This is a genomic window from Kitasatospora papulosa (assembly GCF_000717245.1).
GTDB lineage: Bacteria > Actinomycetota > Actinomycetes > Streptomycetales > Streptomycetaceae > Streptomyces > Streptomyces papulosus.
Genome location: NZ_JNYQ01000002.1, coordinates 635,885 through 649,879 on the forward strand (window position 1 = coordinate 635,885; position 13,995 = coordinate 649,879).

Annotated in this window: 8 protein-coding genes; 4 read left to right on the forward strand and 4 right to left on the reverse strand. The window is 73.0% G+C overall.

Annotated features, from left to right (window positions below; all coding sequences use genetic code 11):
- Positions 1–81: 81 nt before the first annotated feature.
- A complete protein-coding gene (locus tag IA22_RS0108415) occupies positions 82–1,578 on the reverse strand; it encodes an NsdA family TPR-like regulatory protein (protein WP_030123179.1) in 1,497 nt (498 codons plus the stop codon).
- A 943-nt stretch (positions 1,579–2,521) separates the two neighbouring features.
- Between IA22_RS0108415 and IA22_RS0108420 the strand changes: the two genes are divergently transcribed.
- Positions 2,522–4,633 (forward strand): asparagine synthase-related protein, encoded by a 2,112-nt coding sequence (locus tag IA22_RS0108420; RefSeq protein ID WP_030123180.1) that lies wholly within the window; start codon positions 2,522–2,524, stop codon positions 4,631–4,633.
- Between the two features lie 93 nt (positions 4,634–4,726).
- Here the strand turns inward: IA22_RS0108420 and IA22_RS0108425 are convergent, their stop codons facing one another.
- Positions 4,727–6,649, reverse strand: coding sequence for a sigma-70 family RNA polymerase sigma factor (locus tag IA22_RS0108425; protein ID WP_030123181.1), 1,923 nt, complete (start codon positions 6,647–6,649; stop codon positions 4,727–4,729).
- 241 nt (positions 6,650–6,890) lie between these two features.
- Positions 6,891–7,700: a TetR/AcrR family transcriptional regulator gene (locus tag IA22_RS0108430; RefSeq protein WP_030123182.1), complete on the reverse strand. Its 810-nt coding sequence runs from the start codon at positions 7,698–7,700 to the stop codon at positions 6,891–6,893.
- A gap of 340 nt (positions 7,701–8,040) precedes the next feature.
- On the opposite strand from IA22_RS0108430, the gene IA22_RS0108435 reads away from it, so the two are divergent.
- The gene (locus IA22_RS0108435) at positions 8,041–9,474 is read left to right on the forward strand and encodes an NAD(P)/FAD-dependent oxidoreductase (RefSeq protein WP_030123183.1); all 1,434 of its coding nucleotides are present in this window, start codon (positions 8,041–8,043) and stop codon (positions 9,472–9,474) included.
- A 333-nt stretch (positions 9,475–9,807) separates the two neighbouring features.
- Positions 9,808–11,472: an ATP-binding SpoIIE family protein phosphatase gene (locus tag IA22_RS0108440; protein WP_015578091.1), complete on the forward strand. Its 1,665-nt coding sequence runs from the start codon at positions 9,808–9,810 to the stop codon at positions 11,470–11,472.
- Between the two features lie 67 nt (positions 11,473–11,539).
- Here the strand turns inward: IA22_RS0108440 and IA22_RS0108445 are convergent, their stop codons facing one another.
- On the reverse strand, positions 11,540–12,838 hold the full coding sequence (locus IA22_RS0108445) for an MFS transporter (protein WP_202435645.1): 1,299 nt from the start codon (positions 12,836–12,838) through the stop codon (positions 11,540–11,542).
- A gap of 143 nt (positions 12,839–12,981) precedes the next feature.
- Between IA22_RS0108445 and IA22_RS0108450 the strand changes: the two genes are divergently transcribed.
- The gene (locus tag IA22_RS0108450; protein ID WP_030123185.1) at positions 12,982–13,539 is read left to right on the forward strand and encodes a MarR family winged helix-turn-helix transcriptional regulator; all 558 of its coding nucleotides are present in this window, start codon (positions 12,982–12,984) and stop codon (positions 13,537–13,539) included.
- The last annotated feature ends 456 nt before the right edge of the window (positions 13,540–13,995 follow it).

The window sequence follows — 13,995 nt, forward strand, 5'->3', positions numbered from 1 at the left end:
AGGGCGCCAGCGTGGCGAAACGTTTCGCACCCGGATCCGGCGAAACCGGGGCGTACCGGTGGCGCCGGGGCCGACCGCGATTCAGGCGGGGGAGACGAGGAGGGGCCGGGCGCGCTCCCGCAGCTCGGCCACCCGGGGCTCGTCCCCGTACGGCTCGAGGCGGTGCAGCAGGTCGCGCACGTACTCCGTGGTGCGCGCGGAGGAGATCCGTCCCGCCACCTCCACGGCCCGGGTCCCCGCCGCGCAGGCCGCGTCGAGGTTGCCCGACTCCAGCTCGGCCACCGCGGACACGACGAGCCGCAGTCCGTGCGACCGGACGAACTCGTCGGTGGGTTTCGACAGGGCCTGTTCGGTGAAGCGACGCACCTGGCGGGGCGCCTTGAGGTCGCGGTAGCACTCGGCGGCGTCGGCGGCGAATCTGTCGTACGAGTAGAACCCGAGCCACGTCGGGTCGGAGTCACCGGTCCGGGAGCGCTCCAGCCAGCTCTCGGCGGCTCTGAGCGCGGCCCCCGCGGCCGGTGCGTCGCCGGCCTTGGCATGGGCGCGCGCCTCCACGAGCCGGAAGAAGCTCATGGTCCGTGCGGTGGCCAGCCCGCGGTTGCGTTCGACCGCGGCCTGGGCGAGATCCACGCCCTCGTCGGCGAAGCCCCGGTAGGTCGCCTGAAGAGACATCGACGCCAGCACGTAACCGCCCAGCGGTACGTCGGCGGCGGCGCGGGCCAGGCGCAGCGCCTGGATGTAGTAGCGCTGCGCGGCCTCCTGCTGGCCGGTGTCGAAGGCCATCCACCCGGCTAGCCTGGTCAGCTCGGCGGAGGCGCCGAAGAGCGCCCGGCCCACCTCGTCGCTGTAGGAGCCCAGCAGCAGTGGTGCGGCGTCGACGCGTAAGCACTCCGGAACCATGGAGGAACGCCAGTCGCCCCCTCCGTACTTGGAGTCCCACCTGCGCGCGTCCTGAGCGGCCTCGCGCAGCTTGGTCACATCGCTGTGGCCCACGCGCAGGAGCGTGCCGTCGGCCGCACCCGTGGTGTCCGGACCCGGCTGGACGGGAATCTGCGCCCCGGGTGCGCCCTCGGGGGCGAGGAGCGAGGCCTGGGCGGCCGCCGGGGCCCGTGCCACCGACGGGTCGGCGGGGGTTATGAGCCACCGGGACGCGGGGGTCGCATAGGCGCTCACCGCGAAGGAGCCCGCCAGTGACTGCCAGATTCCGCCGCCGCCCCGGCGGCCCGCGAGATCCAGCCGGTACAGATCGGTCGCCGACCGCACCGCCTCACCCACGTCGCGGGGGAAGGCGAGGCCGACCTCCGGCGCCGGATCGGCGTCGGCGAGCCCGATCTCGTGCAGCGGCACGGGACGGCCGAGTTTGGCCCCTATCGCCGCCGCGATCAGATGCGGCGCCGCGCCCTGCGGCACCATGCCCTTGGCGACCCACCGGGCCACCGACGTCTTGTCGTAACGAAGGGTCAGACCCCGCTGCGCCCCGAGGTCGTTGACCCGCCGGGCGAGCCCGGCGTTGCTGATTCCCGCGAGGGCGAGAACCGTGCCGAGCTTCTCGTTCGGCCCGCGTTGCTCCCTGGACATAGCCACCCCTCGACACACAGACGGCTGCCGCGTCACCGTCGGGCGCGCGGCATTCGTACCGTGTTCTCCCCAGCTACGGTCCCGGGCACTCCGGCCGCACACGCATTTGGCCAGGCCCCGTGGAATATGCCGCCCTGCCGAGAACATCGGTAAACCCAGCGTAGTTCGCCGCATCCCCACCGTTAAGGGGCAGACCTCCGTATGGCGGGAATGTTGTCCGTGCGGCGCGAGGCGCGGAGGTGTCGTGCTCCTGATGTGTGGCCGTGCGCCCGGCCGTGCGCTCTGCCCCGGCCGAATCGCAAGCGCTTCGATGGGTCCTGCGTGGGTCGGCCCGCCGAACTGGACTCGGCGGGCTGGGGGAGACCGCCGCTCCAATCCCCGCGGGCGGCGAACCGGTCCGGGAGGTGATGACACCTCCCGGACTGTGCGCCGCACGGGCGGGGATTCGGTAGGGCGGACGTGCGGACCGGCGCACCGGGGGGATGCGCCGGCCCGCACGCCGCGGCACCGGACGGATGGACCGCGGGGCGCTCCGGCGGTCCCGGGGGAGGGCCCCGCCGACGGTCCGGGGGACGTGGCGGCGGGCGTGCCGCGCGAGCTGTCGAAGGCGAAACGCGCGGTTCCCCGGCGATCGGAAAATGGCTGGATAGCGCCGGTCGGACGGGGTGTGGCGAGGCCGCCCGACTATGGCCGGATTACACGGGTTCCGCGGCTCGGCCGGGGCAGGGACCACCTCAGGGGCCGATCGCCGTAACTCGCCGAAGATCCCGTTCTGTTGCGAGGGCGCCCACGGAGCCGTGGCCAGGCCTTTGCCAGGGGCGCATGCGCATCCTGTGTGCGCCGCCCGTACCCCCTCCCGGGCGCCGTTGTCGTGGCAGCATGTCCCGCGACGGCGTTCCCGTGTCCTGGCGCGCCGGTTCGTCCACAGCCTGTGGAGGCGGCGATGCGTTGGTTGGTGGGGTGGAGCAGTATCGCCGCGAGCTTCGGCACCGTGGGCGCGGTCGGCCACCACGGGGAGGGACGCACCGTGCACCCGGTCGGCTCCCAACTCCTGTGGGGCGACCCGGATCCGCTCTGGGCCGTGGGCGACTGGAGACCTGACGAGATCCGCGTCGTCACGGTCGCGACATCCGAGGGGGCGCCCACCACCCGCCTCGCCGTCCTCGGCTGCTGCGGGGCCACCGACGAGCAGCTCCGCGTCGGGCTGCTGGCCGCCCGCGGCGGGGCACTGCGCCATCTCACCGCCTGGCCCGGCAGTTACACGGCGGTCGTACAGATCGGCCGCCGCATCACCGTGGCCGGGGACCTCGCCGGTGCGCGCCCCGTCTTCCACACGCCCTGGGCCAACGGCACCGCCTATGCCACCGCGGCCCTCCCGCTCGCCGACCTCATCGAGGCGCAGCTGGACATCGGTCACCTCGCCGCATTGCTGGCCTGCCCCGAGACCCCCGAGGCGCTGGGCGACGGCACCCCCTACGCCGGGGTCAAGCGGATCCCGCCCGGGCACGCGCTGATCCTCCGGGAGGGCTCCCGCGAGATCACCGGATACGAGGCGGTGGCCTCGCTCGCCGTCGCCGCCCCCCAGGCCGACCCGGTGAGCGCGGTCGAAGGCGTACGCGACGCGCTCGTCGAAGCCGTACGCGCGCGGCTCACGGCCCCGCGCCACGCTCCGGAGACCCTGCCGCCCGACCCGGGGCCCGTGCCCGGCATGGGTCCCGCCGAACGCCGTGCGGCCCGGGGGGCGCCCGTCCCCGGTATCGGCGCCGACCTCTCCGGCGGCAGCGCCTCCGCCACTCTCGCGCTGCTCGCCTCGGGACTGCCCGGGCTGCCGGGCACCGTGCTCGGCCACGGGACGGGCGCGGGCGAACGCCTGCTGGCCGTCACGTTCAACGACCTCTCCGCACCGGGCCGCGAGGACGAGATGGAGCGGGCCAGGGCCATCGCCGCCAACCCCCGTCTGCACCACGTGGTCGTGGCGGCCGGCGAGGAGGCGCTGCCCTACGCGTCACTGGAGAGCGGCCCGCTCACCGACGAACCCGCCCCCTCCCTGGTCGTCGCCGAACGCCACCGCCGCCGGCTGTCCGCGGGCAGCGCGGACCACTTCGTCGGCCACGGCGCACGGCAGGTCCTGGACGCGCACCCGGCACGGCTGGCCGACCTCCTCATGGACCGGCGCAGACGTCACCTCCTGCGGCCCGTCGCCGCGCTCGCCCGGGCCGAAGGCCCCTCCACCCACTCCCTGTTCGTCCCGCTGGCCGTCTACCGGGCGGCCCGTCGGCTGGCCCGTACGTCCTACCGCACCGGGCTGGAGACGGCCGCGTCCCTGCTGCCCGACGCCAACCGGGACGCCCCCGACCTCGACACCCCGGCCGATGCCTCGCTCGCCTCCCTCGCCTGGTCACGGCCGGGGCCTGCCGCCCGGTGGCTCACCGGGGAGGCCCTCGCGGAGGTATCGGTCCGTCTCCAGGAGGCGGCACTCCGGCCGGCCTTCGTCCAGCGCCCCGGAGAGGCGAGGGCCCGCGCCGCACTCGCCCGGCACGCGGCGGACCAGCGGATCCTGGAACAGGCGGCGGAGATCCGCAGCCAGCGCCTGCACGCCCCGTACCTCGACAACCAGGTCGTCCGGGCGGCCCGCGCCCTCCCGGAGTCGCTACGGGTCCAGCCGGGGGCCCGGGCCGCGATCCTGCGCCGGGTCCTCGCGGGCGCCGGTATCCACGACCTGCCGCCCGGCTGGGGCACCCCGTCGCAGGCCACCTCCACCGCGGCCGGGCGCATCGGCCTGCGTACCGCCCTGCCCGAACTGATCGCCCTCTTCGACGCCCCGCTGCTCGCCGACGCGGGCCTGGTCGAGGCCCGCGTCGTCCGCAAGGCGCTGCGCGCGGCCTCCGAGGGCGAACCCCTCCCCCTGGACGGCCTGGCCGAGCTGGCCTCCACGGAACTGTGGCTCCGCCGCCTCGTCACCCGCCGGGGCACCTGCTGGACCGGCACGGCGGCCCCACGGCAACGCGCCGTCGCGGGCGTCGTCGTCCCGGCCCGCCGCACCCTCCAGCCGTAGCCGCCGGGCCGACGGGCCCGTCGCGGAGCGCCAGGGGGCGCGGCCTGACACCCCAGGACGTGATCGGGCTCCTGACCGGCGTCACCCGGGAGTTCAGCGGCAGCTGATGCGCGACTCGGCCCAGTCCGCCAGTGCGACGTCGCCGAGCGGGCCCGAGGGCTCCACGACGAGCCGGATCGTCCGCAGGCCCTCGATGCCGACGCTCAACGGCACCGCAGGCTCACCGCCTCGCACCACGGGGGACTGCCACAGCCGTGCGCCCTCCCCGTCGTACACGGAGAAACGCACGGCACCGAGTCCCAGCGTCAGGTCGTCGACCCCGACCAGCGCGTCGTAGCGGGCGCACGTCCGGTTGAGCTGGACGGTGACGGACGAGCGGGAGGGCGCGGTGACCCCGTGGGCGTACGTCGTCGAGGCGATCGACAGCCCGCCGCGCTGCCAGAACACACCGCTGCTCCGGCCGAGCAGGATCTCGGGACCGGTGTGGTCACCCGTGAGGGAGTACGCGAGCTCGTTGACCTGGTAGACCTCCGGCGCGGGCTCCTTGGGGGCGGGCGGCGGCGTGGGGCTCGGTGTGGGTGTGGGTGTGGGTGTCGGCGGGGCCTCGGGCGGGGTGGGCTCGGGGGTGGGTTCCGGTGCCGGCGGCTTCGGCGTGGGCGTCGGCGCCGGTGCCGGCTCCGCCGCGGGCGGTGCCTCGGACGTCGGTGACGCGGGCGGGGCCGGCGGCTGCGGGGCCGGTTCCGGTTCCGGCGGCGGAGGCGTGGGGACCACGGGCGCCGTGACCGGCGGTTTGGCGACCGGCTTCTGCTCCGGCGCCGGCCGGTCCTCGCCGACCAGGGCCCATACGAGACCGGCGGCGGCCGCCACGGCGACGGCGGCGGCGATCCCGGCTTTCAGCGGTGCGCCGAGCCCTTCCGACGCCGCGGCTCCGCCGGCCGCCGAGCCCCCTCCGGAGGACGCGCCGCCCGTGGCCGCCGCGGCGGCTCCGGCACCCGCCGCCCCCATGGCGCCGCCCGCCACGACACCGGCCGCCTTGACCGCGTAACCCGCCGCGAACCAGCCGATGACGGCGACCGGGAGCAGAGCCGGGATGCCGGCGTTCACGCGGTCCAGCTCACCGGCGGCGACCCGGCACCGCGCGCACGTGTCGAGATGTTTGCGCAGCCCGCGTTCGGCCCGGGTCCGCAGACCGCCCCGGGCATGGGCGCCGAGCCGGTCGGCGTACTGCGCGCAGTCGCCACCCGCCGTCAGCGACCGGCTCACATGGGCCTGCAGATAGGCCTGCTTGAGCCCTTCACGCGCCCGGACGGCCAGGACCGCCGTGGCGTTGGCCGTCAGCCCGAACAACGGGGCGACCTCGCTCGGCGACTCCTCCTCCACGGTGGTGTGCCAGAGCACGGCCTGCCAGCGTTCCGGCAGGCTGCGGAACGCCTGCATGGCCATCGACCGGTCCGCCTCGTGCATGGCCAGCACGTCGGCGCCGAGATCGAGGGTGTCGGTCTCCGACAACTCGGCGGAGCGGGTGGCCTGCGCGGCGAACACCGCGAAGTCGTCGACCAGGTGTTCGCGCTTCGCGCTCCTGGTCCACGCGGCCGCGACGTGCCGGACAGCCGTCATGAGGTAGGCCCGGACGGCCTCCTGAGGCCCCTTTCCGCCGCGCACCGCCTGCAGGGTCCGGGCGAACACCTCCGCCGTCAGGTCGTCGGCGGTGTGCGCGTCCCGGCAACAGGTGCCGGCGTAGCGGCGCACGGCCGCCGAGTGGCGCCGGAACAGCTCCTCGTACGCCCGGTCGTCCCCCGCACGCATGCCCTCGATCAACTGGGCGTCGGAGGGGCCGAGATCGGCGGACCCCGCGCGTCCCTCACGCTGGAGCGGAACCGCGTGGGCCGAGTCCGTCTTCGCGCCGGTCTTCTGTTGCGTCCCGCCGTCGGTGGACGCCGCCGGCCAGGGTCCGGGCAGCACCGTGCCGCCCTCGATACCGTCGGCCGGCTCTTCCTGCTGCGCCTCACCGCTCATCGCGGAAGCCCCCGTAGACACCCTCGGACCCGAATACGGGGACAGAGTGCCACAGAGCCGTGCCGCGACGAACCCCGAGCACCGGCAACCACTCGTCCGGGGTGTCTTCCCCCGTCCGGGGGGCGTGACGTCACCCGCACGGGGAAGGAGCAACGCCCCCCGGCCGTACGGGTGTCCGGCCGGCGGGGGGTGTCCCACCGGCCGCGGCACCGGTGTGCGGAGCACGTGACCGCCGCGGCGGTCACACGGGGCGGGAGCGGAGACCCTCCAGCAGGATGTCGAGCAGCCGGGCCGAAGCGGCGGCCTGCTGAGCGGGATCCGGCAGGGCCGGCGCCGCCGTGGCGATGACCAGCAGCACATCGGCCACCGTCACATCGCTCCGGAGCTCACCCGACTCGCAGGCCCGGTCCACCAGCCTGCCCACGACCTCGAGCAGTTCGGCCGCTCCCGGATCGCCCTCGAAACCCTCCTCGGTGGCCGGGTGCCGGGTGTCGAGGAGCGGACCGGTCTGTTCGGCACCCTGCCTCTGATGCGGGACGCGCGTCTCATCGTCCGCGGTCCCCCAACCCGCTGCCGGCGGCTGCTCGTCCCGCTCGGTCCTGACGCGCAGCACCTGCGGCGGCAGCAGCCGCCCCGCGCCCGAAGCCACCGAGGTCCGCAGGAAGCGGGAGAGCGCCGACCAGGGCTCCTCCTCCTGGCCGAGGGCCGACCGGGCCTGGTCGGTCAGCCGTGCGGTCTCCTCCTCGGCTATCCGGCGCACCAGCACGTCCTTGCTCGGGAAGCGCCGGTAGACCGTACCGACGCCGACCCGGGCGCGGCGCGCCACGTCCTCCATCGGTGCGCCGTATCCCAGCTCGCCGAACACCTCCCGCGCGGCGCGCAGGACGTGTTCGAGATTGCGCTGTGCGTCCACGCGGAGCGGTGCCGAACGGGCGGCGCCGCCCGTCACTCCGGCCGCCACGGTCCCTACCGTGCCGACCGCACTCAGCCGCCCACGGTCCTCGACCGAAGCGGCGACAGCGCTCGGCCCCTGCAAATCCTGAATGTGCATTGCTTCCCCCGGTTATGACGTCTCCCCCCGGAGACTTCCCCACCCGTGTCTCTCGGGGTGTGGACCTCAGTCCGGATCCGACACCCCGACGGGGTACGAACATAGTTGAGCCCGGGTCAATTCAGAAGGGGGTTGTTCCGCACGGAGCGCCCCCCGATCGGAGCAAGGACCGGCCTGACCCTGATCCGACCCCTTCGGGCCGACCCGGCCGCCACCCTTGACCTGCGCAGCTCCGGGGCAGGAGAGGGGCGGCGGGCCACCGGATGATCGAAGTGCTCCGGTCACACAATTCGTCAGGCCTGTGGACAAACGCAGGACTCCGTTGCGTCATGGGATGGTGATGGGACCAGATTCCCGGGGAGCGCTCCCCGGCACCCGGCCAAGTGTGCGCATTCTCGTCGTCGGCGGCGGCTACGTCGGGATGTACACCGCCCTGCGTCTCCAGCGGAAGCTGAGGCAGAGACTGAGAAACGGTGAGGCCGAGATCGTGGTGGTCACGCCCGAGCCCTACATGACGTACCAGCCGTTCCTGCCCGAGGCCGCCGCCGGTTCGATCTCGCCGCGTCATGTCGTCGTGCCGCTGCGCCGGGTCCTCAAGCACTGCAAGATCGTCATCGGCGAGGCGGAACGCGTCGACCACGCCAAGCGCACGGCGACGGTCACCACGCTCGCCACGGGCGAGGACGGTACGGGCGCCCTCGAGATCCCCTACGACGAGATCGTCCTCGCCCCCGGATCCGTGTCACGCACCCTTCCGGTCCCCGGACTCGCCGAATTCGGCATCGGCTTCAAGACCGTCGAGGAGGCCATCGGCCTGCGCAACCACGTCATCGAGCAGATGGACATCGCCTCCGCCACCCGGGACCCGGCCGTCCGCGACGCGGCCCTCACCTTCGTCTTCGTCGGCGGCGGGTACGCGGGCGTGGAGGCACTCGCGGAGCTCGAGGACATGGCCCGCTACACCTCGCGGTACTACCACAACATCAAGCCCTCCGACCTGCGGTGGATCCTGGTCGAGGCGACCGGGCGCATCCTGCCCGAGGTCGGCGAGGCGATGGGCGGATACGCCGTCAGGGAACTGCGGGGCCGCAACATCGACGTACGGCTCGACACCCGGCTGGACAGCTGCGAGGGCCGGATCGCCGTGCTCAGCGACGGCTCACGCTTCCCGACCCGCACCCTGGTGTGGACCGCGGGCGTCAAACCCGCGCCGGTACTCGCCTCCACCGACCTCCCCCTCACGGACCGGGGCCGGCTCCGCTGCACCGCCACGCTCTCGGTCGACGGCGTCGAACACGCCTGGGCCGCCGGCGACGCGGCGGCCGTCCCGGACCTCACCTCGTCCGAGCCGGGCACCGAGACCGCGCCCAACGCCCAGCACGCGGTGCGCCAGGCCAAGGTCCTCGCCGACAACATCGTGGCCACGCTCGCCGGCCGGCCGGCCGAGGACTACCGGCACTCCTACGCCGGGTCCGTCGCCTCCCTGGGCCTGCACAAGGGCGTCGCGCACGTCTACGGACGCAAGCTCAAGGGCTATCCGGCCTGGCTGATGCACCGCGTCTACCACCTCAGCCGCGTCCCCACGTTCAACCGGAAGGCACGTGTCCTCGCCGAATGGACCCTGGCCGGGCTCTTCAAACGGGAGATCGTCTCCCTCGGCTCGCTCGAACACCCGCGCGCCGAGTTCGCCCTCGCCGCACGTGGAGACGTGCATCCAGGGCCTGTCGGGGACGCGCCGCCGAAGGACGAGAGGCCCCCGGACACGTCGGATTGAGCCACGGCACACGGCGTGCCGGCAGGCCCGGTGAACGGCATTGATTCAGCCGATGGACCGACTGCCGTAGGTCAACTGTCAGTACGGTCGGTCACACTGGACGTGTGACCATAGGTGGGCTCACACCTGCACAGAGTCACCCGGCAGGCAGTCACCTACAGTGACCGGCAGCGACGACCGACAGCACCGACAGGCCAGGCAGCGCGTTCCCGGAAGCCCGGCCCCGGAACCCCGGACCGGAATGACGACCGGCAGGGGGGACCGGCCCCCCGGACCAGCAGAAGAAGAAGCTCGCCCGAGCGGACCAGACCGACACACGAGGCCAGAAATTCCGTGAACTTCACGCGCTGGAGCGCCCGCTTTCCCGGAACGCAGCGCCGAGCCGCCGCGCGGGACGACCACAGTTCCGTGCCCGCCGCCCGCGCCGAGTCCGTAAGGCCGAGGACCGCGGCCGGGGCGGCGGACGACACTTCGGAAGACTCCGCCCAGGGCCCGTCGCCGGAGGCGCTGTCGGCCGGCGAACTCCTCGGTCGGCTCCCCGCCCCGGTCGCCCTGCTCCACGGCCCCGAGCACCGCATCACCTACGTCAACGCCGCCTACACGTCGGCCTTCGGCCCACGTCCCTCCGGCGTGCCCGCGGCCGAGGCCATGCCCGAGCTCGCCGAGCTCAGCCTGCTGCCCCTCATGGACCAGGTCCTCCGCAGCGGCACGCCCCGCACGGTCAAGTCCCGCAAGGTCGTGGCCGGTAACTCCTACACGGTGACCTGCACCCCCGTGGCCACCGGCGACCCGGACGGACCGGACGGGGAAGCGGGTGTCCTCGTCTACGCCACCGATGTCACCGACCACGCCGAGGCGGCGGAGCGGCTCCGCGCCAGCGAGCGCCGCCACCGCGAGACGGCCGTCACCCTCCAGCGTTCCCTGCTTCCGCAGGACCTCGAACAGCCGGACGACCTGCGTATCGCCGCCACGTACCAGCCGGGCGGCACGGACGCCGCGGTCGGCGGCGACTGGTACGACGTCATCACCCTGGGCGCCGGCCGTACCGCGCTCGTCATCGGCGACGTGATGGGGCGCGGGGTGCGGGCCGCCGCCGTCATGGGGCAGCTGCGTACCGCCGTCCGCGCCTACGCCCGCCTCGACCTGCCGCCGCACGAGGTGCTCCAGCTCCTCGACGTCCTGGCCGCCGAGATCGACGCCAGCCAGATCGCCACCTGCGCCTACGCCGTCCACGACCCCAACGAGGGACATCTCGTCTACGCCTCCGCCGGGCACCTCCCGATCCTCGTGTGCGACGAGGACGGCACGGTCCACCGCGCCGAGGACCCGACCGGGCCGCCGCTCGGTACGGGCGGCTGGGTCCACACCTCCGGGACGATCCCCCTGCCACCCGGTTCCACGGCCGTCCTCTACACGGACGGCCTGGTCGAACGCCGCAGTGAGGACATCGACGAGGGCGTCGCCGCGCTGGAGCGCGCCCTGTCCGGGGCCAAGGGATCTCCGCAGGTGGTCTGCGACCGGCTCATCCGGTCCCTGGGCGTCACCGCGGAGCACGACGACGACGTGGCGGTGCTCGTGGTCCAGCACCCCGCCCGCACGGGTGCGAGCGCGGAGCTGTTCCACAACGCCTCGCTCGAACTGCTCGGGGGCATCGAGGCGGCCCCCAGGGCCCGCGCCTTCGCCACGGGCGTCCTGGCGTCCTGGCGTTTCCCCATGGAGCTCTGCGACCTGGGGGTGCTGGCCGCGAGCGAGCTCGTGGCGAACTCCCTGCAGCACGGCACACCGCCCATGCGCCTGGGGCTGCGCCGGACCGACCGCCGCCTGATCATCGAGGTGACGGACGGGGACGACCACCTGCCGCGCCGTCGCCGCGCGGAACCCGCGGACGAGGCGGGACGCGGCATCTCCATCGTCGCGACCATCGCCACGTCCTGGGGCAGCCGCCGCACCCCGGGCGGCGGCAAGGCGGTCTGGTGCGAGTTCGCGCTTCCCGGCTGAGCCCGCCCGGCGCGCGGGGGTAGGGGCCGGGCCCGCCCGGCGAGGGGCGGTGGGACCGAGAGCCGCCTCAGTGCACGACGGTAGGAGCGGTGACCGGCTCGTTCCCCGGCACCGACACGGCGACCACGCGCGACGGCGCCGCCGCGAGCGAGGGCTTGTCCTGCACGGGGCTGAGGTGGCGCCCCAGCCTCAGCGCCAGCACGCTGATGCCCAGCGAGAACAGCACGAAGGTGACGATGTACGGCCCGTGCAGTGACGCCCCCATCGGCCCGCCCACGGCAGGCCCGACGGCCAGCGCGAGCTGCTTCACCAGCGCGAACGCCGAGTTGTACTGACCGACCATGGACTCCGGCGCCAGGTCCGCCACCAGCGGTGCCACCGTCGGCGAGAGCATGGCCTCCCCCAGCCCGAAGAGGGCGTACGTGGAGATCATCGCCGCCGTCGCCATGGTCTGGCTGCCGTGCCCGAGACCCGCGTACCCGGCCACGATCCAGGCGAAGGCCCAGATCAGACCCACCCACGCGATGACCCGGCTGCGACTGCGTCGTTCCACGAGCCTGAGCACGACGAACTGCGCGACGACGATGACCGCCGTGTTGGCGGCCAGCGCGACACCCAGGGTCGACGGGTCGATGCCGGCGGCCTCGGTGCCGTAGGCGGCGAGGCCCGACTCGAACTGCCCGTAGCAGGCGAAGAAGATCACGAAGCCCAGCACGCACAGCTGCACCATCGCCCGGTGGGAGAGCAGCACACGCAGTCCGGCCTTGGGCGCCGCGCCGTCGGCGGGCACCGTCCCGGCCAGGGAGGGGGCGCGCGGCATGCGCACCGTGGCCGCGACAACGCCGAGCACCACGAACATCGCCGCCTCGATGAGGAACAGCAGGGTGAAGCTCGAAGGGCGGTCGACGTCCACGAGCTGCCCGCCGACCAGGCCACCGATGCCGAGTCCGAGGTTCTGCAGGAAGAACTGCATGGCGAAGGCACGGGTGCGGGTGGCGGCGCTCGAGCACCACACCAGCATGGTGGCCAGTGCCGGCTGCATGACCGCGGTACCCGCGCCGAGGACGGCGGCCGACAGCACCGCGGACGTCACGCCGTCCGAGACACCCAGGGCACAGGCGCCCACAGCGGCGGCCCCGGCGGCGATGATCAGCACGGGCAAGGGCCCGCGCCGGTCGATGGCCCGGCCCGTGAACGGCAGCACGGCCAGCGCCGCCATCGCGAAGACGGCCAGCACGACGCCTGCCGTACCGGCACCGAGATCCCGTACCTGCGCCACGTAGACGTACAGATACGGGACGGTGAATCCGAGTCCGAACGCGCTCAGCGCGCTCCCCAGCTGGATCCGCCGCAGCGCTGCGCCCATCTCCCTGGTCACACTCACCTACCTCAAGAACACGAAGAACCTTCAAGTACACAGACTCATAGACTTTAGCACTAAAGTTAGAGAGTGAACTCTTCAGCCTGAAGGACTTCGACGGTGATGTGGAGCGTGCGATACTGCCCGCCATGTCTGACACCACCGAGCAGCCCGAGCTCCAGGAGCCGAGCCTCGACGAGCAGATCGCCGCCTACCAGCGGGAGTTCCGGGATCTCGACCCCCAGGTCGAGCAGATCGTCTCCGCGCTGGGCAGGCTGAACCGCCGGATGAACGTCGCCTACGGCAGGCAGGTCGCCACCCTCGGCATCAGCAACGCCGAGTGGGAAGTCCTCAAGACCCTCGTCCTTTCCGGCACTCCCTACCGGCTGGGTCCGGGCGAGCTCGCGAAGCGTCTCGGGCTCACCCCTGCCGCGATGACCCACCGCATCGACCGCATGGCGGGCGAGGGCCTGGTCACCCGTGACCGGGACGAGAACAACCGGGTGCGCGTCATCGTCGAGCTGACGGACGAGGGGCGGACGAAGTGGCTCGAGGCGATGCGGATGGCGACCACTTTCGAGGAGGACCTGCTCCAGGACCTCTCGGGCGACGAGCGCGGAGCCCTGGGCGAGATCCTGATCCGACTCCTGCGCCGCGTGGAACACGAGCAGCCGGATGCCGGCGGCCGGCTCACCGACCTGGGGTGAAGGGTCCGGAACCGGGCCGGGGGCGGTTCCTGGAACGGGGGGAGAAGCAGGGAAGGGCGGGGTTGACACGCCCCCCTCGCATCCGTAAGGTTCTTCGAGTTGTCCCGGAGCCACCATGGTCCGGCGGCAGCCGATCCCGCCGCTCAAGCGGCAAACAAACTCTGTACGACCTCCCACCGGGGAAAATTTCGGCATGCCGAAATTCAATTCGCCGACTCGATTATGAGTCGCCGGGAGAATCCGCTAGAGTTTGAGACGTCGGAACGGCCCAACAGCCGGGAAGACGAGCCCCGCTGACTGGGAATCAGGCCCGAAAGGATCTGATAGAGTCGGACTCGCCGGAAAGGGAAACGCGAGAGCGAAGAACTGGAAAGCGAAACAAGCAGTAACCCGCTTCGACCGGGAATCGGACACGAAAGAGTCTGATAGAGTCGGAAACGCAAGAACGAAGGGAAG